The following is a 22,727-nucleotide window of genomic DNA, read 5'->3' on the forward strand; positions in this document are numbered from 1 at the left end:
AAAAAGTAGAGTATATAAATGAACCCATTAATAAAAATATTCCCTGAATACGAAGAGGTATTTTATGATGATATAGAAAATCACAAGAAGTATTTCTTGCCGATCTGTTCTTTTAATTTAAAACTAATAGATACCACTAAAGATACGTGGTTGCACATCGTGTCTGTCAAAGAGATTTATGATGGCCGTGTAGGAGAAGATACAACAGATTATCACACCACATTTACTAAAGCAGATATGTTTGGTTTTGATGTAATAGATGGTAAATATAAGTTTGATGCTGATTGGAACTACTTCTCAGTAGATACTGTAATAACAGCAGAAGATTATGCCCAAGACTATTCGGGATTAGAGATAGAATACAATAAGAACGAGACCATCTATCAGCTTAAAAAAGCGTATTATCAAAAGTATGGTAAGTTATGTGATAAAGATTATGATCGTCCAGGCTTACACGTAGAAGACATCCGCAGTTTAGAGCGTATGCGTCAACTTACGGTAGAGGATATGGATAATGGAAAACATTCAGATTACTATATAGAGCGTTTAGAACGGAAGATTTACGGTCTTTTCGAAGAGTTAAATACAGCAGGCCTTCCTTTAGAAGACTGTAAATACGGCGGAGAAAACATAACAGAAAAGCCTTGTCACAATGGTGAAGTACTGCCTCACATCGCTACGATAGAAGGATATGACTTTCAACAGAGTGCTGCTGATATGTTATTCTTATTCTATGACCCAACTATAAATAAAGCGGTGATTTGCTTAGAATATACCTAAAACTAAAATAATAAGCTGTTGTGCTAAAGTAATAATAAATGAATATAGAACAATTAAAAGAGAAAGCGCAGACTTTGATTAGAGAAGCACACCTTTTTGTGAAAGCAATAACAGGTGATGAGCCAGCCGCTTATGTTAATGAAGAAGAAAGTATTAGCTTTATAGTCAAATGTATGAATCAATGGATGGCTTTAATAGAGAAGGATGAGGTATTCTCGTTTGACCCCATTGATATCCAATTAATAGATTTAACGAAATACACAGCTCTAACGACTAAAACTCAACAAATATACCCAAACTTCGAGCATCTAATGCATTTTGGAGATGTTGAAGTTCAGCAGTGGATTAAAGATAATGATTGTAATAGCAATGATCTATCTGATTTACAATCTATCTATAACGACAATTATATAGACTTATGGATGCAGAGCCATCCGATGTATAATAATGAGGAAGTATATGGATATGCAGAAGGCTGGGCTATGATCTGGCCAGAAGAAGATACTCCAATGCAATGGGATGAAAACTTAACGTTTAAATATCAGATAGGATTACAGTATGAACCTTTTATAGATATTTATTTCAATAAGAAACAGAATAAATATATTTGCATTGAGCGTAACACCTAATCCCTTTATTTTTTGAAGATATTTCGAATCCTTATTGTGTCTGTAAGGCCTTATTTAATTGGTATCGCGGTTGTAGTAGTGTGTACATTATCTACGTCGTCTGCGTACGCACAGTCCTTACAATATTGGGAGAAACAATATAAGGCAATTCAAGACAAAAATAAAGCACAGAGCAACATCGTTATCTCTTATCTATCTGCTCTTTATGCCAATAAAGAGTTTGAACAGGCAGAACGTGTGCTTACCCGAAGTATCGATACAGCATTAAAAAGCGAAAACTATAGTGATGTCAGTATTCTGTACTGCATTCAGGCGATGAATTTGCGCATTATGGAGAATACTATAGGAACAGAGAAGAGTCTTGACTTAGCTAAGCAGTACAGTATAAAAGCAAATGATGCTGAGACTAAGGGATACCTAGCGTATAGCGAGGGATGGTTAAGTAGTCGTAATGGTTATCATGAGAAGGCTGTAGAGTACATCATTACAGCGATCAAGCACTACGAATCAGCACCTAACTCAAATACGCTGAACAAGAGAAAGTCTGTTGCTAATAGCGAGCTAAGTGTTATCTATAACCGTTTAGGTGAAGAGGAGTTGAATGAAAAATATGCCAAGGCTTCTCTTAGCTACGCTTTATTACAACACGAGCCGCAGACTAAGTTTTCGGCTTTTATGCAAATGGGTAATTTATATGATCGATTGTATAGTACTCATCCTGATCATGTGAATTATAGAGATTTATCGGAGCGCTACTTTTTACAGTCCATAGATATCTTTAATCAGAATAAAGAGGTCATGTATAATCTCTCTGATTTGTCTTTTGCCAATAATAATTTAGCTAGTTTATACCTGTATTCTTTTGCTGACACCTATCGCTCTAAAGCTTTAGAATATGCTAAAAAGGCTAATGCTATTGCACTAAAAACACAGCGGGCAGATCACATAGCATCATCTTATGGGATTATATCTTCTGTCTTCTTAGCAGAGGGGGATGCTAAGGCAGCTATTTCTTACTTGTTAGAAGCAAAACAAGCTCTAGAAAAATCAAGTATTGCAGATCGCAATATAGAATTAAATATATATGAATCTCTTGTAGAAATATACGCAGAGTATGGCAATTATAAAGAGGCTTTTCACTATCAACAGGAGTACTTGGAGTTATTCAAGAAGTTGTATAACCAAGACAAATTAGAAATAGTAAGAAAGTTAGAAGCTCAGTTTGACAAGGAGAGACAACAGCAAAGGTTGGTCAAACTTCAATATGAATCAGAGAAGAATAAACAACAGATTGCGCTAATGCACATTTTAGCTCAGCAGAGAGAACAGCTGTTGAGCAATCTAAAGTTGATAGAGGAGAATCAACGTAGCAGGCTGAAGTTCTCTGAGCTAGAAGCACAGAAGAATGCTCAACAGCTACGTCTATCACAGTTAGAAACAGAACAAAAGAATAAAGATTTATTGACATATAAGAGTATTGTGGCTTATAAGGATAAGCTCAACACTTTTTATGTAGCTTCTATGATATTCTTTATAGTAGTGGTTGTTCTATTATTATATGCCTATAGACAACGTCTAAAGACTATGAAACAGAGAGATACACTACATCACTTAGCCATCGAGAAGGAAAAACAGAACTCTAAAATATCGACTTTAACAGCTCTTTTACAAGGGCAAGAACAAGAGAGAGGGCGTTTGGCTCGTGATTTACACGATGGTTTGGGAGGACTACTCTCAGGTACCAAATTACACCTTACACAATTAAATAAGAAAGTAGGTGAGTCAGCACAAGAGGGATTGAATAAGTCTGTGGAGCAAATAGATGCTGCAGTCACAGAGCTGCGCAAAGTAGCGCATAATCTGATGCCTGATCTATTAGTTAATTACGGACTCAAAGAAGCGTTAGACGAATTTGGAATTCGTATGTCTAATGAGACTTTAGATATTCATATCGAATTTCTGAGCTATACGAGTTTTCTATCCCAAGACAAACAATTGTTGGTTTATCGCATTATTCAAGAGTTAGTAAACAACGCTATTAAGCATGCAGAGGCCTCTCAGATTATTATTCAATTGGTAGAAGAAGAACACGAAATTATTGTCACAGTTGAAGATGACGGAAAAGGCTTTGATACTAATAAATTAGATTTGAAGAAGTCAGCTGGTTTTCACAATATACAATCGCGCATACAGTTTATGAAAGGAACACTAGCTGTGCACTCAGAAGAAAATATAGGAACAAGTGTAGAATTTAAATTTCCTAAAAAGTAATTATGATAAAAGTAGCTATTACAGATGATCATCCTTTGTTATTAGAAGGATTAAAGAATATATTGAGCAACCAAATAGAAATAGAGGTAGTCGCATGTTTTTCCGATAAAGAAAGTATGATGCAAGGGCTGCTAACTATAGACGCTGATATTATACTGTTAGATATCAATTTAGCAGATATTAATACCCTAGAATTAATAAAACCGCTTAAACAGAGATTTCCACACTTGGAGATTATCATGTTGAGTGTACACAACGAATATGCTGTTATCAATAGTAGCTTAGCAGAAGGAGCCAAGGGATATATTCAGAAGAATGCTTCAGTAGAAGAAATAATCCACGGTATACAGGCTGTACACACAGGTCAGAAGTATCTGTGTTCTCAGTCCACTATTGTATTGGATAAGAAAGAAGAAGTGGGTTTAAAACAAATCCCAAAACTGACTCGTCGTGAGAAAGAGATCTTAATAGAGGCTGCATCAGGTCTAACAACCAATCAAATAGCAGAGAAGTTATTTATAAGTCACCATACGGTAGAGAGTCACCGCAAAAACTTAATCGAGAAGTTTCAAACTTCTAATCTGAGTACAGCTATTAAAATGGCAATAGAGTATAATTTGATTAAAAATTAGGCTTGTAAAGTTACCATGTATGAATATGGCAATACATGTTCACAGTGGATTAATATAGAGCTGATTATATAACAAAAGCCAGATTCATTTGAATCTGGCTTTTTAGTAATCTATCATTTTCTTTTTCTTACTTAAATTTTAATGCTGCGTGATATAAAATGATCGCCTCTGTAAGGTTGTACTGTTCATCATATACAGGAGAATAGAAATATACATATACTGTATCTTTAAATTTAGACAAGGGAACTGTTTCATAACTGGATAAGTTATTGAGTACTTCTATTGTTCTTTGTCCCACCCATTCTTCTGCATTTCCTTTAGGAGCACTATCAAAGCGGTGTTCTATAGCGTTCTTATAAAACCAATAGGTAGGCACTTCATCCGAAATGATTAATTCTTTATTGGGATTGTGGTTCTCATCAGCAATGGCAAATGAATTAAACCAAGGCACTTCTAAGTCTGCTTCTCCTATAGCAGAGCGGTACAAATCTTTATCATAAGTAGCACCTATTAAGAATCCCTCAATGTTATTAGAAGTAATTTCAAATGTAAATGCATCACTTTTTAGGTTGATGATACCGTTGTCCATTGGAATTACTTTTCCCTTCTGGATTACCTCTACCTGTAGATTTTCTTCTTGAGCCCAACTGCTTATTTGTACGAAAAACAGCAATAGTATGCTCAGACCAATTCTTTTCATAATTTTTTTCTTTGTGAACTTTGTTATTGCAAAGATAAGATAGTTAAAGTATTAAAGTAGTCGCTGTAATTGGTGATATTTCAGTGATAGAGGCTTAAGTGTGTTGAATACGATTTCACGCTTGATAAATTAAATGCGTGATAGCTCTTCTCTTTTTGTAAAATACAGACTTGGTAGATTGTTTAGTTCACAACTTCATCGGCTCTATAGCTTTCATTCTTAGTAATTTATTTACCAAATAGAATTTCCAATAAAATTCAGGTTAGCGACTTCATTTTACGTTTCAGTCGTTAATTTTTACGTTTCAAATTAATATCTCAAAAAACTGCATAGTTATTGTAGACTTTTGTACTTGTAAAAAAGATAAATAATGAGAAAAATTTATAGAACCGTAAAGTTTTTGATTATTGGAGGATTGTTACTTGGGACAACATTATTAACTGTAAGTTGTAATAAACAAGCTGATGCAGGTGGATTTGATATGACACCTGAGGTTAAGACGACATTGATTAAAAAACAGGATGCTACTGTTGTTCAAAAGTACACAGCAGCATTGGAAGGTAAAGTTAATGTTGAGGTTAGAGCTCAAGCAGCTGGATATATAGAGAAAATATTAGTTGAAGAAGGATCATTTGTCAAAAAAGGACAAGCTTTAATCTTGATTGATTCAGAGCCATATCGCATTCAACTACAAAATACAGAAGCTACATTGAAAGCGGCAAAAGCAGCTTTAGTTACGGCGGAGTTAGAGCGCAATAAAGTAGCTTCATTACTTGAGAATTCATTTGTATCACCTATACAACTTCAATCGGCTGATGCAGCTTTAGATAATGCAAAAGCAGTTGTAAGTCAGGCGCAAGCAGCTGTTAACGAGGCAAGATTAAATTTAAGTTATACGACAGTAAAGGCTCCTGTAGATGGTTTTCTTGGAAGAATCAATAAGCGTGTAGGGAACCTTGTAGCAGCAGGAGAGCCATTGCCGCTAACTACACTTTCAGATATCTCTCAAATGTATGCTTACTTTTCAATTGGTGAGGCTGATTACTATGATCTGATTAAAGAGAATGGAAGTGCGGAGAATGTATTGAAGATTCCTGTTGAATTAGAATTATCCAATGGAGATAAATATGGTCAAAATGGTAAAGTAGATGTAATCAATGGGGAGTTTGACAAAGTAACAAATGCTTTGACTGTTCGCGCTACGTTTCCAAATCCTGACCGTGTACTACGCAATGGGGCAACGGGAATTGTTTACTTGAATGTAGTTCATAAGGATGCAATTCAAGTACCTATTTCAGCGACTATTGATTTGCAAGAAAAAGTGTTTGTGTTTGTACTGACAAAAGAGAATACAGTAGAGCAACGACAATTAAAAATTCTAGGTAGAGATTTACATACGTACTTTGTTGAGAGTGGTGTAGAAGCAGGAGAAGTAATTGCTGCAACGGCAGTAGATAAATTACAAGATGGTGCGGCAGTAAAAGTATTAGAGCAACAACAAACTGCGTCTAATTAATACTGTCAATAGAATTATAAATTAGAATTAAGAAGATTATGCTTAAAAAGATAATACATAGACCTGTTTTAGCAACTGTAATCTCTGTTATCCTGGTAATTCTTGGAGGGGTTGGATTGATGCAGTTACCTATTGCACAGTTCCCGGATATTGCACCACCAAGTGTAACGGTAATGGCAAATTACCCAGGAGGTAACTCTGAAACAGTTTTAAAATCGGTAATTACTCCATTAGAGGAGGTAATTAACGGGGTAGAGAATATGACTCATATCGAGTCGACAGCCAGTAACGATGGTACTGCAGCGATTAATGTTTACTTTACTTTAGAAACAGACCCTGACCAGGCAGCAGTAAACGTGCAAAACCGCGTTGCTCAAGTAATGGGTATTTTACCGGAGGAAGTTGTAAAAGCTGGGGTAATTACTCAAAAGGAACAAAGAGGAATGATCATGGTTGTGGATCTTATTAGTGAAGATGCAGAACTATATGATGAAACCTTCGTGCAGAACTATGCACGTATTAACCTTGTACGTGCTTTAAAGCGTATTAAAGGGGTTGGTAACGTTCAGACTTTTGGGGAAAAAGAATATGCTATGCGCGTATGGCTTGATCCACATAAAATGGCTAATAGAGGTTTGACACCTGATAATGTAGCAGCTGCTATTGCAAGTCAAAGTAAGGAGGTTGCCGCTGGTAACCTTGGACAAAATGCAGGAGGCTCTGTTCAATATACGTTAACCTATCCAGGGAAATACAATACACCAGAGCAATTTGAAAAGATTGTTATTCAAGCAGATGAAAGTGGAAATGTACTTTATCTAAAAGATATTGCACGTATTGAGTTTGGTTCTATTTCATACGATGAGGAAACGGCAATTAATGGATTACCTGCAACTACTTTAGCGGTATTTCAAACTAAAGGATCAAACGCGAACCAAATTCAAGAGGAAGTATATAAAGTGTTAGATGAGTTAACACCACAATTGCCAAAAGGATTGCGATATAATGTAACTTTTGCCAATAAAACACAATTAGATGAATCTATTAATCAAGTTAAGACTACTTTAATTGAGGCTTTTATCTTGGTGTTTATTATCGTATATATTTTCTTACAAGATTTTCGTTCTACACTTATTCCGGCAATTGCGGTACCAGTATCCCTGATAGGAACATTCTTTTTCTTAAACCTTCTTGGTTTCTCGATTAATATGTTGACACTGTTTGCTCTGGTACTGGCCATAGGTATTGTTGTGGATGATGCCATTGTAGTGGTGGAAGCCGTCCACAGTACAATGGAGCACGAAGGGCTTGATGCCAAAGCGGCTACGACAAAGGCAATGAGTGAAATTACAGGAGCTATTATTTCAATTACGCTTGTAATGTCTGCGGTATTCTTCCCTGTAGGTTTCATGGAAGGTGCAGTGGGGTTATTCTACCAGCAGTTTGCATTCACCTTGGCGATAGCTATTTTGATCTCTGCTGTTAATGCCTTGACTTTGAGTCCAGCCTTGTGTGCGTTATTGTTAAAGAATCACCACCACAATTTGGAACATGCTCCAGAGCAAAAGAAACAAGGATTCAAGACGCGTTTCTTCCGTTCTTTTAATGCTGGGTTTACAGCGATGACTAATAAGTATATCAATGGAGTGTCGTTCTTTATCAGAAATAAGGTTGTTAGTATAGGTATTCTAATGGGTTCAATCGTACTGACTGTATTTTTAATGAATACTACACCAAAGGGATTTATTCCGAATGAGGACCAAGGTTTTGCCATGTTTGCATTATCTCTTCCTCCAGGTTCAAGTATTGATAGAACGAAGAAGACCTTAGAAGAAGGAGTAGAAGTTATACGTCAGAATCCTGCTATTGAAACAGTGACGAGTATTTCTGGATTTAATATTTTGGGGAATGCTGCCAGTCCAGCTTATGCAATGGGATTCATTAAGTTTAAAGAGCGTACACAGCGCGGTGAAGAACAAGATATCAATAAACTTCTTGAAATTATCAACGGTAGTTTAACGACTATTAAGGAAGGAGATTTCTTTGTTTTTGCTATTCCGACAGTACCTGGATTTGGTGATTTTGATGGCTTAGAACTTGTAGTTCAAGATAGACGAGGAGGAAGTATTCCAGAATTTGCGGAAGTTGTGAATCAGTTTAATGCAGATTTAAGTGCAACAGAAGAGGTTGCAGCTGCCTTCACGATGTTTAAAGCAGACTTCCCTCAGTACACTATTCAAGTTGATCCTATTAAGGCAAAGATGTATGGTGTAGAAGTAGGAGATTTACTCAATACAATACAACTATTCTATGGTAGTGCTCAAGTAAATGACTTTAACCGTTTTGGAAAACAGTTTAAGGTATTTATGCAAGGAGATGCGATGTTTAGAGCAGATGAGCAATCATTTAAAACATTGTATTTACACGGAAAAGACGGTAAGATGATCCCGTTAAGTTCGTTTGCTAAGTTGGAAAAAACGTATGGACCACAAGCTATTAGCCGACATAATCTATTCAATGCGATTAGTGTCAATGGTATTGTAGCTCCTGGTATTAGTACAGGACAAGCTATGGCAAAAGTAGAGCAAGTAGCGGCAGAGAAATTACCAGCAGGTTATGGTATTGAATGGAAGGGATTGAGTAAAGAAGAAAAAGAATCTGGAGGACAAATGGTATTTATATTCGCTTTGTCAATCTTATTTGTGTATTTCATTCTTGCGGCTCAGTATGAGAGTTATATTCTACCATTAGCAGTGTTGTTATCCTTGCCAGTTGGTATAATTGGAGTATTCTTAGCAATTGGCTTTGTCGGAATTTCCAATAATATTTATGTACAGGTAGGACTTATCATGTTAATCGGACTTCTGGCCAAGAACGCGATTCTAATTGTAGAATTTGCTGTACAACGTCGCGGATTAGGATATTCAATTGTTGATTCAGCTATAGAAGCAGCTCGTTTGCGTCTAAGACCAATCTTAATGACTTCATTTGCCTTTGTTGCAGGTTTAGTGCCCTTAATGTTTGTTCAAGGACCATCAGCACAAGGTAACCACTCTATCAGTGTGGGGACAGCAGGAGGAATGGTTTTAGGTGTGGTATTGGGTATTTTTATTATTCCAGTATTATACGTTCTCTTCCAGTACTTACAGGAAAAGATATCAGGTCCAAGATTTGTTGAAGATCAAGAAGCATAAGCCGTTATAGGCAAGTATAAAAACGATATTCAAATGAAAAAAATTGTATATATATTGATTGGTTCAAGTTTATTTACAGCATGTAAAGTAGGTAAGAACTATGAAAGACCAACAGTTGAAGTTCCAGAGCAGTTTTCAAAACAAACTGCTCAAAATACTGATACGATTGCAAATAAGTTAGCAAAAGTCTCTTGGCAGGAGTATTTTCAAAATGAAGAATTAGACTTCTTGATTCAAACTGCTTTAGAGAGAAATGCAGATTTGCAGATTGCTATTAAGAATATTGAGCAAACAAGGTTGTTGTACACACAATCCAAGTTAGCTTTGTTACCAGAATTAACGGCTAATGTAGCAGCCAGTAGAATGGAATCTTCAAAAAATAGTCAGCTTGCAGCAAGTGGAGCTGATCGTGTAAATGATGACTTTAATGCCAGTTTGAATTTGTCATGGGAAATTGATGTTTGGGGAAAAATACGCAGAGAGAAAGAGGCGGCATTAGCTTCTTTATTGCAAACACAGGAGGTAAAGCGAGCAATCGAGAATAACTTAATATCTGAAGTCACTACAGCTTACATTAACCTTTTAATGTTAGATGAACAGCTAAAGATAGCACAACAAGGCGTTGAATTGCGAGAGAGTACTTACCTTTTGACAAAGAAAATGTTTGAAGTAGGTAATGAAACAATTCTTGCCATGCAACAAGCAGAAGCGCAATGGATTGAATCCAAGGAATTAATTCCGTCAATCGAGCAAGAAATTGCGCTACAAGAAAATGGATTGAATTTACTTTTGAATAATTATCCACAGGCGATTGCAAGAACCAAAACTTTAAAGGATCTGAACTTTGCGACTGATCTTAACAAAGGGGTACCTGTGGATTTTTTAAGTAATCGTCCAGATATTCAAATTGCCGAATATCAACTCAAAGCGATGAATGCAAAAGTTGGAGCTGCTCAAGGTCAGATGTATCCAAGCCTTACAATTACTGCTCAAGGTGGATTAAATAGTTTTGAAGCATCGGATTGGTTCAAAACTCCTGCTTCTTTGTTTGGTATGGTAGCAGGTGGTTTAGTTCAACCGCTTTTCAATCAAAAGAAATTGAGAACTGCTTATCAAGTAGCAGTAGTGGAAAGAGAAAAGGCAGCTATTGCATTCAAAAATGCTGTAATCACAGGTTATACAGATGTGCAAAACACACTGGTTAAAATAGATAAGTTAGACAATAAAGAAGCGCTTATGAATAAGCGTGTAGAAGTATTAAACACTTCTCTAACAAATACTAAATATATGTTCGAAATTGACAAAGCTTCTTATTTAGAAGTTATTAATGCTCAATCCTTAGCATTACAAGCTAACTTAAATTACGCTGAATTAAAGCGTAACTATTTAGTTTCTTTGGTAGAATTATACCGTGCGATGGGAGGTCATTAATAAGTTATTTTTGGATTTTTTTGATTGGGGAAAAGACCAGGGGAGACCCTGGTTTTTTTATGGACAAATGCCTGAGCCAAATTGTTTTTATTAAAAATAAAAAACACTTCATTATATTTGTACTCTTTTTGATAAAGATTTGATTTATTAGATAAACATGAAGAAACAGCAATACATAATGACAATAATTACTGTCATTTTTCTTATAGGAGTTGGTATTTATGGTCATAAAACCAAGCATGTTGGCGAGACAGACACAACTGCTATTGCTGAAGAAACGGCTGTTTTACATACAGCGGATAAGACCTTTTCAAATTCTTTTGAAGCGGATATTACTGTAGGGGCTAAAACAACTATACAATCTAAGTTTAGAGGGTCTATAATTAAAGTACTTGTCAAGAATAAACAGTTTGTAAAGAAAGGGCAATTGCTATTTGAGATTGAAAGAGAATCCTCTACAAGTCGATTGGAGAAAGCTACAAGTCGAATAGACGAGTTAGAAGATGAACTCAAACTTATTAATGAAAGAGTTGAGAAAGGTGACTTTGTCGATGATGCACAGCGAGTTAATTTTAATTCCAGAAAAGATATTTTAACTCAGGCTATCACACTTGCCAAACAAGCATTGGATTCTGTCGAGTTACAAAATGAGGCATTACTTGAGAATGTCTATGCTCCTTATGATGGAATAGTTGATATGATATCTGTAGCTTTAGGAGGAGAGGTGGCTAAGGGGCATATCTTGACCTATATTTTGCCGTATACACTTACGGCTAAGCTCAACGGTGATGATATGCAGAGCTTTAAGCCTACCAAAGCAAGTTATATTAGCAAGCAATTATCGATTAAGTATGATGGATCAACTTATCAGGTAAAAGACGCTGATTTATTAAGTAAGATAGAAGTTATGGAAAGTGAAGATACAGAAAGCATTTCTATACCTATTTTTACCTCGTTAGAAGGCTTGTACCTTAAGCAAGAAAAAGTTGAAGGGATTATTACCCTTGTGTACAAAGAGGTCGTTGAGGTTCCTATACAAGCTATTGTTGAGCAAGATAACCAAAACTACGTTTGGGTAAAAGGTAAACAAGGCGATTATGAAAAATTAAAAGTGAGTGTGATTAGAAAGGTGAATGAAAACTATCTCGTTCACGGTAAATTAGATGATAAAACAATTTTACTCACTCCTGCTGTTCTGGATAAGAAGTAAGATTAAGATATATTAGTTCGAAAAGTAAGGTAGTATGGCCTTACTTTTTTTTATACAATATTGTGACTTGTTTGATTAAATAGGCCTTATATTAGCTGTATCTATAGGCTTATAGCCGGTAAAAATATTTAACAGCTATGTACAGTTTTAAAAATGATTATGCGGAGGGATGTCATCCAAAGATTCTCGAGCGATTGGTACAAACTAATTTAACGCAGGAACATGGGTATGGAGAGGATAGTTTCACACTTCAAGCAAAGAAGTTATTAAGAGAACAAACGAATTTACCACAAGCAGAGATATACTTTCTCTCGGGAGGTACACAGACTAATTTACTTGTTATCTCGAGTATTTTGCTGAATCATCAAGCAGTGATTAGCGCACAAACAGGACATATTTATGCAAACGAAACAGGTGCCATTGAAGCAACGGGACACAAAGTTATCCCTGTTCAAACAACTACAGGTAAACTGACTGCCGCTGCTATAGAGCAGACTATAAAGCAGTTTTCACTTAGACCCCATGTGGTTGAGCCCAAAGTAGTTTACATATCAAATTCGACTGAGACAGGTTCTATTTATACCAAATCTGAACTCGAAGAGCTATCTGTGTGTTGTCGTGATCATGGTATGTATTTGTTCATGGATGGTGCGCGTTTAGGACATGCTTTAACAGCAGAGAATAACGATTTAACTTTGGCAGATGTGGCAAGCTTGGTTGATGTGTTTTATATTGGAGCTACTAAAAATGGAGCACTCTTAGGAGAGGCAGTCGTTTTTAGCAATGCTACTCTGGCTGAATATTTCGATTACAACTTAAAACAAAAAGGAGCGCTATTAGCCAAAGGTAGGTTAATTGGAATACAGTTTATGGAACTGTTTACAGATTCGCTATACTTTACACTCGCAGCCCATGCTAACTCGATGGCATACCGCTTAAAAGAGGCCATTGGCAACAAAGGATATTCTTTCGCAGGTGATTCGACAACGAATCAGCTTTTTCCAATTCTTCCCCTAAAGTTAATCAGTGTCTTACAACGCGATTTTGACTTTTACATTTGGCAAGAAGTTGATGAGGAATTAGCAGTTGTTCGATTGATTACTTCTTGGGCTACAACACAAGAAGCTGTAAACCAATTTGTTGCAGTATTGAATGCTTTTGATAGTATATAACTTAATTGTTTGTTAAAAAAGTAGTGGTTTGTGATTTGATTTATACTAAAGTGTATGCCAAATAGTTATAAGATGTAAGTATTCACCTAACTATTTTTAATAAACACGGACTATGATTAGATTATTTCATATTGTGATGATTTATTTATCTACACAATTAGGTCAGTATATACTGACTGATTCCACTAAAGAGTTCAGTAATTTAAGTACTAATTATCATTCATTAGACGCACTAATTGAAGTTGATATAGATGCCATGATGGAAACTATGGTATATAAATTGGCAGAGGTTAATTAAGTAGAACCTTATAATTGTAAAATTCTCCTTATGTTATTAAATACAAAAAAACGACTTACAGCTTTGTGTTTTTTCTCTATGATGAGCTTGTGCGCTCAAGAGTCTATTATGACTGTAAAGGCTAAAGCGGGTGACTTATTCAATCAAGAGAGATATCAAGAAGCTTTACCTTTATTTCAAGACTTGTTGGTGCGTACAAAGTCAAAAGATTACAATTTTGAGATCGCACGGGTCTATGCTAAGTTAGGTGATAAAGAAAAAGCGATGCTTTACCTCAATGCCTATACAAGTGCTAAGGCAGTAGATGCAAAGCTTATAGAGTTTATTGAATTTATTCCAGATTTCGAAAGTTTGCATCAACTTGACGAGTGGAAATTATTTGTCCAAAATTTAAAAGAACAAGATATCAAAAAAAACAGTCCTTACGCGAGTATAATTAGTCAATTGGAAACAATCTTTGACCGCGATCAATCTATTCGTAAGCAATATAATCAAACCCAAAGTATTCACGGTAATTACAGCAATGAGCTCAAAGCCGTAAGTGATGAAATAAAAAAGATTGATCAAGCAAATTTACAAGAAGTGGAGGCTATTTTGGTAAAGCACGGATGGCTTGGTGCAGATCAGATCGGATATAAAGCGAATAAAACACTTTTTCTTGTGATTCAACACGCCGATTTAACTGTACAACAAAAGTATCAAACAATGATTGCTGACGCTTTAAAAAAGGGTAAGGTAGATGCCAAAGATTATGCGACAATGGCTGATAGAATAGCTATGTATGAAGGTAGAAAACAAATCTATGGAACGCAAGTTGTCAGTATAGAAAAGGGAGAAATCTTATTGTGGCCTATAGAGGATATTGGTAAAATTAATGAATTGAGAAAGCAAATGGGTATTACACAGACCATAGAGGAATATATGTCTACCATGCTTGGTCAGGAGTGGAATATTGATACTTATAAAAAACAACTACCACAAATTCTAAAACATTTGAATATTAAATAAGTAGCTAAAGCAAGCACAAAATATATAAATCCCCTTTTGCAATATGTATACTACATACTGTAAAAGGGGATTTTGAATGAATTATTTTCCTAAATCCTTAAAAGGATGTTCGTTTTCTAACCATAAAGGTGTAAAATAACTCTCTACCCATTCAGGAGAAACTTTATCTAATGAACTCGGCTGCCATTTTGGAGAAAGGTCTTTATCTATCAATAAAGCGCGCACTCCTTCTGGAAAGTCTGGATGTATACTGCATTGGCAAGATAGATTTAACTCTGATTTAAATGCTTGTTCTAAGGACTTGCCTTTGTTGTCTTTTATTTGTTTAAAAATGACAAAAGCAGAACTTGGTGAGCCTGATTTGAATATTTGGTATCCGGCATTTACCCACGTATTTTCACAGGCGTGTTTTTGTAAAAGCTCACTAAAAGCTAAAGTATCTTTGACTGATTCAAATTCTTGAATGATAGATTCATTTTCTTGAGCTTGAGAAGTAGGAATGTCTTTAGAGGAATGCTTTTGCAAAAGCAGATCAATATCCTCAGAAGGTGTGTTGCTCCAAGAAAGTTGAGTCAAATCTTGCAATAGAGCCTGCTTGTGGGCAGCATCTATATGGTAATCAGCAAGGTTTAAGAATAAAGCATCCGCACCGTCAAATCGCGTTGCAGTCATTCCAAGGTAAAGTCCATAGGCAGAAGGCATTTGATTTAAAAAATAAGATGCCCCCACATCAGGGTATAGACCGATGGTTATCTCTGGCATAGCCAGTTTACTTCTCTCTGTCACTATTCTATGTGAAGCTCCAGCCAGTAAACCTAATCCACCTCCCATTACAATACCATCTGCCCAAACTATAATTGGTTTTGCATAAGTGTGAATAGTATAATCCAGCAAGTACTCTTTCTCAAAAAAGTCTGCGCATTTTTGTGGTACTTGAGTAGGATCTATCTTTTGTTGTTCAATAATAGCCTGTCTCATTTGGCGGATATCTCCTCCAGCACAAAAGGCCTTCTCACCGCTACCTTGTAAAAATACACTTTTGATTGAGTCGTCCTGTTTCCACTTGTCGAGTAGAGTTAAGATACCTTCTACCATTTCTAAGGATAGGGAATTTAAGCTACGCTCTGAGTTTAGGGTTATAATGCCAATGTGATTCTTTATTTCGCTTAGTATAACATTCATAGTATTGTGGTTTTTAAAGTCAAAAGTTACATAAATTTTCTGCAATACAAGAAAACAGCCTGTTAATAGTCCCTTAATTAAAAGTAGAAGCTACAGCTATATATAGCTTTGTTTTTTTGTTGTTTTAAATCAGATTAGTAATTTATAAATAACCGTTAGGGTTATTTAAATGTCTTTTTACGTTGTCATGCTGCTAAGTAGAATAGGGAAATTTACAAGATTAAAAAATAATGAAATGACGTTACGTAAAATTTTTAACAGCAAATGGTTTGCTCTATTTATCTTGTTAATGGCAACTATTTTATCGCCTTTAGACTTTTATATTGTCAACTTGGCCCTACCAGCTATTGGAAAATCATTAGTTGCAAACAATAGTCAACTGCAAATGATTATTTCTTTTTATACGTGTGCTTATGCCGTTTTTCAAATATCAGGAGCAAGGATAGGTGATGTATTTGGCAGAAAGCGAGTGTTCTTGTTTGGCTTACTGGGTTTTATACTGTCTTCTGTGTTATGTGGCTTAGCAATTAGTACTACTATGATGATTATAGGAAGGATATTGCAAGGAGTTTTTGGAGCAATTATGATTCCTCAAGTTTTGGCAATTCTTCACGTAATTTTCCAGGACAAACAAAAGACAAAAGTAATGGCATTGTACAGTTTTACATTTGGTCTTGCTGCTGCATTTGGTCAGTATTTAGGAGCTGTGTTAATACAGTGGAATCTATTTAACTTGGGATGGAGGATTATCTTTCTTATTAATCTTCCAATTGGTTTGTTAGCTTTTATAGCAGGACTATTTACTCTTCCAAAATCAGAAATAAATCAAGGAGTTAGCTCCATTGATTCACTTGGATCTATTGTTTTAGTTGTTGGATTAATTATAGGTATATATCCCTTAGTAACCTTGTCTAATACTGGTTTTACCCTAACTTGTGCAATGTATTTTATTTTGTCTATTATGCTACTTGTTATATTTATTAAGCTCCAAAAAAAGCGCAAACAGCAAGAGAGGAGTGTTTTAATAGACTTGTCAGTTTTTAAGTACAGCAATTTGAAATATGGTATCATAGTCTGTTTCTTATATTACTGTAGTGGAGTCTTCTACTTAGCATTTGGTATTTACTTACAAGAAGAATTAGGGTGGGGCACAATACAAGCAGGTAAAGCCATAATTCCCTTTGGTATAGGTTTTTTATGCTCATCCTTAGTTTCAAGTCACCTTAATGCTTATTTTAAGAGCAAGGCCCTTATAATTGGTCTATCTGTTTATGCATTGGGATTTTTTATGATGTTGTTCAATATCTATTATTTTACTTCTTTGTTACTGCGTATTTCTCTTTTGATTATCGGGTGTGGAATGGGGCTAACTTTAGCTTCAGTTGTAAGACTAAGTTTGAAAGGTGTGCCTTCAGCCTTTGCAGGTTTAGCTTCTGGGTTGATTAATAGTGCTCTTCAAATAGGTTCAGCCTTTGGAGTAGCGGCCATAGGTAGTGTCTTTTTTATAGTAGCTCACAAAAGTGATTACTCACATGCTTTTGGTATTGTTCTGCTGGTTTTGACTATTGTACAACTTATCGCTATAGGATTTAGTATGTTAATCAAGGAGAAGTAAAGTGATTAGATATAAAAAAGTATATGATTTATAAAAATATTTTATTTGTTAACTATTTGATTTACAGGTGTATTTGTGGTTGTGTTACTTTTTTTTAAAAAAAAGTTTGAATTGTGATGCAAGATTTCCAACATCATGCATTTATATAGTACAAGCTGAAAAGGAAAGTAGTTTGTAATAATAGTTCGTTAACTATGGTGTTAAGAAAAGTATTAATAAGTAAACTAACAATTGGGTTATTAAGTGTGCTGTTATTTAGTGCATTAGGATGCAGTACATCAGATACAAGTGATTTGACCATTATGGACCGAGTTTCAATAGAAAGTATTAATGGTCAATACGTTAGTTTACTTAATACTTTTCAAAATGAAGAAGTGAATTTTGAAATTAATGGAAATAGTATATTCTTTGATGCATTTCCGTTGTCCCCGATTATAGAATCCAATGAAGAATTAGTTGGGCTCAGTGGTTATACGAGTTTTAGCATGGAGTTTGATAAATGGTTAACAGAGAACCAAACAGGTATTGAAGTTATGCTAAGATCAAAAGATATAGAAGTTAATCAAAAAATAGTAGATGGTCGAGAAAAGAAATTAAGATTGTTGTTTGAACCAAAGGAAAAAGGGCTATACGTAGATTTAGGACACAAGTTAAAGTTTGAGTTAGAAGTCAAAAATATTGTTGTAGATAATAAAGTATTAGCTTTGTCAAAAACTATTGTGTATCATATAGATGCCCGTCGAAAGTAACTATAGATATAAAGAGATAGTTCCTTTTTTCTTTACAAAACAAGACATTAAAAAGGATAGATGTTAACAGAGGATCAAGAGAGACTTTTGGTTGATCGATTAGGTAAGAAAGAGCAAAGTGCTTGGAAAGAGTTTTATGACTTTTACTCCAACAGCTTGACCTATGCCTGTATGCGTTATCTTGATAAACAAGATGATGTAGAAGATGTATTACAGGAGAGCTTTGTTAAAATGTATTACGCTATCGGATCATTTGACTATAGGGGAAAGGGAGCTTTACAGGCTTGGTCTACTCGTATAGTAGTTAATGAGGCATTGAAATTTATAAGAAAAGAAAAGAAACACCAGGTAATCTATAATCAAGATAATATTGTCGATATAGCTGATGAAGATGAGCCTGAGTTTGATGGCTTAAGTCAAGAAGAAATATTTGCGATGATTAGAGAATTACCAGAAGGGTATAGAACTGTGTTTAACCTTTATGTATTTGAGCAAAAGAGTCATAAAGAGATTGGACATTTACTGGGAATTGCGGAGAACTCATCTGCTTCACAATTTCACAGAGCAAAGAGTATATTGAGCCAGAGAATAAGAGAGTTTAAAAAACTAAAAGTGGCATTATGAGTAAAGATTGGAAAGAGCAGCTACGCGATAAGATGGATGGTTTTGGACAACAGGCTCCACAAGGATTATGGGAAGAAATACAGCACAAGCTATTTGAATCCCCAGAGGTGAAAAAAGCGATTATATTTCCCATTGAGAAACAGACTAAGAAGGCTTGGTATAGAGGGAAGCTACCTATGTTTGGTGTTGACTTATCTGTTGCGGCCGCAGCTATTATAGTATTTTTGGTAGTTAGACCTATTGTGGTTGAGAATCAGAAGTACTTTTCAAGTCTTTTGAATTTTAAGCATTTAGAGAAGATTGAAGCTGGTAAAGACAATCAAAGCGATGTTTTTATAGCTGAACAAACAAAGGATTCAAAATCAAACAAACAAAATAATGGTGTAAAGGGTAGAGCAGAGGAGTATCCTTTTTTTAGCAAAGATTACTTAAGTGATCTTGTTGAATTAGAACAGTTAGAAAGCCAGGGGGATATGGCTAACTCTCTAAATGAAACTACTCTACCTTTTTCAAGCAAAATTGTATCAGAGACTTTAGAGGAGTTAATTGATCAGGAGAAACGATATTGGGAAGATGAAGAAAAAATGGCGACTACGTCTAAAAACAAACTAAATAAAAGAGGGTGGACTGGAGCAGTTGAAACTAATGGTACTTTCACTAATGCAAGTCAATCAATTAGCGGATATGCGAAGATGAATGGAAATATGTTGACCTTTGATGCGAATGTCTTAGATTATATTACCCCGGGGAGTAATCCCTTTTCGGATATTTATAAAGCGAATCGCAATAAAAGTATCGCAACAGATGTAAAGCACAAAGCTCCTATTACAGCAGGAGTCTCGATTGGATACCAGTTGACAGATAAATGGAGTTTAGCAACAGGTGTGACTTATACACGTTTGTCTTCTGAGTTAAAAGCGGGTGCTGGGTCAAACCGTATGGTGAGTGAACAAACGATACATTTTATCGGTATTCCCTTACAAGTTAATTACAATTTATTTAAAGTAGGTGATTTCTCAACTTATGCTACAGTTGGTACACTTTTTGAAAAGTCTGTATCAGGAAAGACAGAGACCAGTTATATTGTCAATAATGTAGTGAGTGATCGCGTAACAGGTAATGTAAATATCAAAACACTACAGGTGTCTGCTAATACAGCTATAGGGATGCAGTACAAATTATCTAAGCTTGTAGGCATCTATGTGGAGCCAGGTGTTCAGTATCACTTTGAAAACAGCAGTGATATTGGTACAATTTATAAAGAGAAACCTTTTAATTTCAATATGAAAGCTGGTTTACGCTTTAATTTTTAAAACAAGAAACATACTTTAACTATTATTAATAACCTTTAAGAGCCAAATGATTTATTTCATTTGGCTCTTATGCTTTCTACTATTGCTCAAAGTTTAAAAAAGATAGTTTACAGCAGACGGATTACTTTTGATGAGTTAACTTTTGTCTGTGAGTAAGTTAGCTTATACTGGGTTGACAAAAGTGTAGTAAACGAAAAATACAATTATACAAACGCCACTGTTCATCGTACTTTGATTCACTTTTTTTATTTTATATTTGAAATTAGACGAATCTAAAAACAATATATGGAATTAAAGATTAGAGAAATTACTTGTTCAGACAATGAGCAAATGGCTAAGATCCTTCGCGATAGTTTAGAAGATTTCGGTTTGAACATCCCTGGAACAGCTTATTTTGATGAAAGTACGGATAGACTTTATCAGAGTTTTCAAGGAGATAAGCAAGTGTACTTTGTAGCAGAGCTCAATGGAGAGCTTGTCGGTGGGGTAGGTTTATATCCCACTCAAGGATTGTCTTCAGATACAGTTGAGCTTGTGAAGATGTATGTTAAGTCCTCTTGCAGAGGGCAAGGAGTGGGTAAGAAACTCATGCTAGAATGTATTGCGAAAGCATCGGATTTCGGCTATGAAAAGATATACTTAGAAACGATGCCTGAACTAAGTGCTGCAGTGTCTGCATACGAGAAACTCGGTTTTGTATCTTTGGACAAACCCCTTGGAGATACAGGGCATTTCTCATGTACAATATGGATGCTTAGAACATTGAATCTAAGCGAATAATAAAAACAGAGGTTTGTAACATCGCGTGTACAAACCTCTTTTATAGTTACAATTGTCTTTTAGCAATCATTTTATTGACTCTACCCATTAGGATAATTCCCAAGATTCCAATACCAGCCACAACGTAACCGACGATATTGTAATTCATCAAAGGCGAGGTCTCCGTGTCTTGATAGACAATAAACCCAGCTACTGCCGCAGCAATACCTCCTGATATTTGTTGTATAGACGAGTTGATACTCATAAAAGCTCCTCTGTCTTTTGGCATAGGTACCGCGCTTGTCAAAGCCTGTGATGGTACCATTCTACTCATAATTCCTATCATTAGCAAGACGTTTAATATCATTACTAACCACAAAGGAATGGCAAATAAGTTAGTGTAGATGATACTGATTGAGAGCATCCACAAAGTTGCGATTACGAATAGTTTATATTTGCTCATTGCATCACTTAATCGGCCTATAAATGGCATGATAACCAAAGAGCAAGTTCCCGAAACCATAAATAAGAAGGGAAGTTGATCAGGGTGAACCCCTAAGTTATTTACTGCGAAGATTGTTCCAAAGGGCATCATCATAAATCCTCCTACTGACAAAAACACAGTGGCTAAAAAGCCAATGCGGTATTCTTTGTTTCGGATAGTATGCCAAAGGTGTAACAAGGGTTTTTTGTCTGTTTTCTCAAGTAAATGGGCATTAACGGGTTTGAGCTTTACAACAATGGCGATGGCAATACACAAGGATAAAGCCACTATCATAAAGAAAGGTGCTTCCCAAGTGAATTTATTTGCTATGTAAAGACCAATGGGGATCCCCAATACTTGACTTGCTCCAAATCCCATTTGTACAAACCCCATTACTCTTCCTCTTTGTTGTAATGAGAACAAGTCAGTGACAATAGCCATAGAGATAGAACCAATTACTCCACCAAAAAGACCTGTGATTATCCTTGCCATGACTAACGTGAGATATGAATTGGCCAATCCACATAAGAATGTTCCGATAATAAACCCAAAGTAAAATAGTAGCAGTAACTTTTTACGGTCGAATTTATCTGCAAAACCGGCAGTCAATAGACCTGAAGTTCCTGCACTAAAAGCGTAGGCTGATACAACAATTCCAAAATCCTTAGGGCTGATATGTAAGTCTTTTAACAAGAGATCCCCAAGAGGAGCCATTACCATAAAATCCAGGATAATAGTAAATTGGGTGATCGATAAAATGAATATGACAAATTTGTCGTAGGTTGAAAAAGTTTGTTTGCTTATTGTTGTCATTTATTTGTGGTTGCTATAGGGGAGCAAAGATACTGCATTATGCGTTTTGATTAATTCTGAATTATACCAATGACTTTGGTATTTCGCAAAAATTAATTTGAGAAGAATAAAGCATGTCATTGTTAAAATTAGTAACTTTATTACTGACAAAGGTATAATAATTGCTATTTGTCGGAAAAGTTTAATCTAATCCCATTTGTACATGAAAGTAGCAATAGTTTATCAAGCTAATCCCGTAGCGAGTAAGAACAATATTATAAAACCTATGAAGGTCGGAGGATATGCTGATAGTGGTGCTGATATCGCGTTCTTGTAGGCTTCCCTAAAAATCGGACAGATGTTAATTC

Annotated in this window: 18 protein-coding genes; 15 read left to right on the forward strand and 3 right to left on the reverse strand. The window is 35.5% G+C overall.

Annotated elements, in window-relative coordinates; translation table 11 throughout:
- The first annotated feature begins 18 nt into the window (after window positions 1–18).
- Genes GJV76_RS08745 through GJV76_RS08760 form a run of 4 tightly spaced genes read left to right on the forward strand, consistent with a single transcriptional unit; the run spans window position 19 to window position 4,312 of the window.
- A complete protein-coding gene (locus GJV76_RS08745) occupies window positions 19–780 on the forward strand; it encodes a hypothetical protein (RefSeq protein ID WP_155092239.1) in 762 nt (253 codons plus the stop codon).
- Window positions 781–818: 38 nt separating this feature from the next.
- Entirely contained in the window at window positions 819–1,409 is a 591-nt protein-coding gene (locus GJV76_RS08750; protein WP_155092240.1) for a hypothetical protein, read from the forward strand.
- A 12-nt stretch (window positions 1,410–1,421) separates the two neighbouring features.
- The gene (locus tag GJV76_RS08755; protein WP_155092241.1) at window positions 1,422–3,680 is read left to right on the forward strand and encodes an ATP-binding protein; all 2,259 of its coding nucleotides are present in this window, start codon (window positions 1,422–1,424) and stop codon (window positions 3,678–3,680) included.
- 2 nt (window positions 3,681–3,682) lie between these two features.
- Window positions 3,683–4,312 (forward strand): response regulator transcription factor, encoded by a 630-nt coding sequence (locus tag GJV76_RS08760; RefSeq protein ID WP_155092242.1) that lies wholly within the window; start codon window positions 3,683–3,685, stop codon window positions 4,310–4,312.
- A gap of 127 nt (window positions 4,313–4,439) precedes the next feature.
- On the opposite strand, the gene GJV76_RS08765 is transcribed toward GJV76_RS08760, so the two are convergent.
- The gene (locus tag GJV76_RS08765; RefSeq protein ID WP_155092243.1) at window positions 4,440–5,012 is read right to left on the reverse strand and encodes a hypothetical protein; all 573 of its coding nucleotides are present in this window, start codon (window positions 5,010–5,012) and stop codon (window positions 4,440–4,442) included.
- Window positions 5,013–5,382: 370 nt separating this feature from the next.
- Here GJV76_RS08765 and GJV76_RS08770 point away from each other — a divergent pair, with 370 nt between their 5' ends.
- The 6 genes from GJV76_RS08770 to GJV76_RS08795 all read left to right on the forward strand — a co-directional run bounded on the left by GJV76_RS08770 (window position 5,383) and on the right by GJV76_RS08795 (window position 14,841).
- Complete coding sequence (locus tag GJV76_RS08770) at window positions 5,383–6,528, forward strand: efflux RND transporter periplasmic adaptor subunit (protein ID WP_155092244.1); 1,146 nt, start codon at window positions 5,383–5,385, stop codon at window positions 6,526–6,528.
- A gap of 38 nt (window positions 6,529–6,566) precedes the next feature.
- A complete protein-coding gene (locus GJV76_RS08775) occupies window positions 6,567–9,722 on the forward strand; it encodes an efflux RND transporter permease subunit (protein WP_155092245.1) in 3,156 nt (1,051 codons plus the stop codon).
- 33 nt (window positions 9,723–9,755) lie between these two features.
- Window positions 9,756–11,153, forward strand: a complete 1,398-nt coding sequence (locus GJV76_RS08780; protein WP_155092246.1) for an efflux transporter outer membrane subunit — start codon at window positions 9,756–9,758, stop codon at window positions 11,151–11,153.
- A gap of 178 nt (window positions 11,154–11,331) precedes the next feature.
- Window positions 11,332–12,363, forward strand: a complete 1,032-nt coding sequence (locus tag GJV76_RS08785; protein ID WP_160339708.1) for an efflux RND transporter periplasmic adaptor subunit — start codon at window positions 11,332–11,334, stop codon at window positions 12,361–12,363.
- A 137-nt stretch (window positions 12,364–12,500) separates the two neighbouring features.
- Window positions 12,501–13,535 (forward strand): threonine aldolase family protein, encoded by a 1,035-nt coding sequence (locus GJV76_RS08790; RefSeq protein ID WP_155092248.1) that lies wholly within the window; start codon window positions 12,501–12,503, stop codon window positions 13,533–13,535.
- A gap of 328 nt (window positions 13,536–13,863) precedes the next feature.
- Window positions 13,864–14,841, forward strand: a complete 978-nt coding sequence (locus tag GJV76_RS08795; protein WP_155092249.1) for a tetratricopeptide repeat protein — start codon at window positions 13,864–13,866, stop codon at window positions 14,839–14,841.
- An 81-nt stretch (window positions 14,842–14,922) separates the two neighbouring features.
- Here the strand turns inward: GJV76_RS08795 and GJV76_RS08800 are convergent, their stop codons facing one another.
- Complete coding sequence (locus GJV76_RS08800) at window positions 14,923–16,023, reverse strand: enoyl-CoA hydratase/isomerase family protein (RefSeq protein ID WP_155092250.1); 1,101 nt, start codon at window positions 16,021–16,023, stop codon at window positions 14,923–14,925.
- 235 nt (window positions 16,024–16,258) lie between these two features.
- Between GJV76_RS08800 and GJV76_RS08805 the strand changes: the two genes are divergently transcribed.
- The 5 genes from GJV76_RS08805 (at window position 16,259) to GJV76_RS08825 (ending at window position 21,104) form a co-directional block, all read left to right on the forward strand.
- Window positions 16,259–17,638 carry an MFS transporter gene (locus GJV76_RS08805; RefSeq protein WP_155092251.1) on the forward strand — a complete coding sequence of 460 codons (1,380 nt, stop codon included), beginning with the start codon at window positions 16,259–16,261 and terminating at the stop codon, window positions 17,636–17,638.
- A gap of 194 nt (window positions 17,639–17,832) precedes the next feature.
- Window positions 17,833–18,387 carry a hypothetical protein gene (locus tag GJV76_RS08810; protein ID WP_155092252.1) on the forward strand — a complete coding sequence of 185 codons (555 nt, stop codon included), beginning with the start codon at window positions 17,833–17,835 and terminating at the stop codon, window positions 18,385–18,387.
- A 60-nt stretch (window positions 18,388–18,447) separates the two neighbouring features.
- Window positions 18,448–19,011, forward strand: a complete 564-nt coding sequence (locus GJV76_RS08815; RefSeq protein ID WP_155092253.1) for an RNA polymerase sigma factor — start codon at window positions 18,448–18,450, stop codon at window positions 19,009–19,011.
- Complete coding sequence (locus GJV76_RS08820; RefSeq protein ID WP_155092254.1) at window positions 19,008–20,324, forward strand: outer membrane beta-barrel protein; 1,317 nt, start codon at window positions 19,008–19,010, stop codon at window positions 20,322–20,324. Before GJV76_RS08815 ends, GJV76_RS08820 begins: the two co-directional genes overlap by 4 nt.
- 285 nt (window positions 20,325–20,609) lie before the next feature.
- Window positions 20,610–21,104 (forward strand): GNAT family N-acetyltransferase, encoded by a 495-nt coding sequence (locus GJV76_RS08825; protein ID WP_155092255.1) that lies wholly within the window; start codon window positions 20,610–20,612, stop codon window positions 21,102–21,104.
- 46 nt (window positions 21,105–21,150) lie between these two features.
- Here GJV76_RS08825 and GJV76_RS08830 read toward each other — a convergent pair whose 3' ends face one another.
- On the reverse strand, window positions 21,151–22,380 hold the full coding sequence (locus GJV76_RS08830; protein ID WP_155092256.1) for an MFS transporter: 1,230 nt from the start codon (window positions 22,378–22,380) through the stop codon (window positions 21,151–21,153).
- Between the last annotated feature and the right edge of the window lie 347 nt (window positions 22,381–22,727).

Origin of the sequence: Myroides albus (assembly GCF_009711045.1) — a bacterium.
In the GTDB taxonomy this organism is placed as follows: Bacteria; Bacteroidota; Bacteroidia; order Flavobacteriales; family Flavobacteriaceae; genus Flavobacterium; species Flavobacterium album_A.

What these genes read in the sequence shown, in the direction of transcription:
- GJV76_RS08795 (WP_155092249.1), top strand. Translation starts at nt 13,864, where the DNA reads ATGTTATTAAATACAAAAAAACGACTTACAGCTTTGTGTTTTTTCTCT.
- GJV76_RS08780 (WP_155092246.1), top strand. Translation starts at nt 9,756, where the DNA reads ATGAAAAAAATTGTATATATATTGATTGGTTCAAGTTTATTTACAGCA.
- GJV76_RS08810 (WP_155092252.1), top strand. Translation starts at nt 17,833, where the DNA reads ATGGTGTTAAGAAAAGTATTAATAAGTAAACTAACAATTGGGTTATTA.
- GJV76_RS08745 (WP_155092239.1), top strand. Translation starts at nt 19, where the DNA reads ATGAACCCATTAATAAAAATATTCCCTGAATACGAAGAGGTATTTTAT.
- GJV76_RS08770 (WP_155092244.1), top strand. Translation starts at nt 5,383, where the DNA reads ATGAGAAAAATTTATAGAACCGTAAAGTTTTTGATTATTGGAGGATTG.
- GJV76_RS08750 (WP_155092240.1), top strand. Translation starts at nt 819, where the DNA reads ATGAATATAGAACAATTAAAAGAGAAAGCGCAGACTTTGATTAGAGAA.
- GJV76_RS08825 (WP_155092255.1), top strand. Translation starts at nt 20,610, where the DNA reads ATGGAATTAAAGATTAGAGAAATTACTTGTTCAGACAATGAGCAAATG.
- GJV76_RS08820 (WP_155092254.1), top strand. Translation starts at nt 19,008, where the DNA reads ATGAGTAAAGATTGGAAAGAGCAGCTACGCGATAAGATGGATGGTTTT.
- GJV76_RS08815 (WP_155092253.1), top strand. Translation starts at nt 18,448, where the DNA reads ATGTTAACAGAGGATCAAGAGAGACTTTTGGTTGATCGATTAGGTAAG.
- GJV76_RS08760 (WP_155092242.1), top strand. Translation starts at nt 3,683, where the DNA reads ATGATAAAAGTAGCTATTACAGATGATCATCCTTTGTTATTAGAAGGA.
- GJV76_RS08775 (WP_155092245.1), top strand. Translation starts at nt 6,567, where the DNA reads ATGCTTAAAAAGATAATACATAGACCTGTTTTAGCAACTGTAATCTCT.
- GJV76_RS08790 (WP_155092248.1), top strand. Translation starts at nt 12,501, where the DNA reads ATGTACAGTTTTAAAAATGATTATGCGGAGGGATGTCATCCAAAGATT.
- GJV76_RS08785 (WP_160339708.1), top strand. Translation starts at nt 11,332, where the DNA reads ATGACAATAATTACTGTCATTTTTCTTATAGGAGTTGGTATTTATGGT.
- GJV76_RS08800 (WP_155092250.1), bottom strand. Translation starts at nt 16,023, where the DNA reads ATGAATGTTATACTAAGCGAAATAAAGAATCACATTGGCATTATAACC.
- GJV76_RS08765 (WP_155092243.1), bottom strand. Translation starts at nt 5,012, where the DNA reads ATGAAAAGAATTGGTCTGAGCATACTATTGCTGTTTTTCGTACAAATA.
- GJV76_RS08805 (WP_155092251.1), top strand. Translation starts at nt 16,259, where the DNA reads ATGACGTTACGTAAAATTTTTAACAGCAAATGGTTTGCTCTATTTATC.
- GJV76_RS08830 (WP_155092256.1), bottom strand. Translation starts at nt 22,380, where the DNA reads ATGACAACAATAAGCAAACAAACTTTTTCAACCTACGACAAATTTGTC.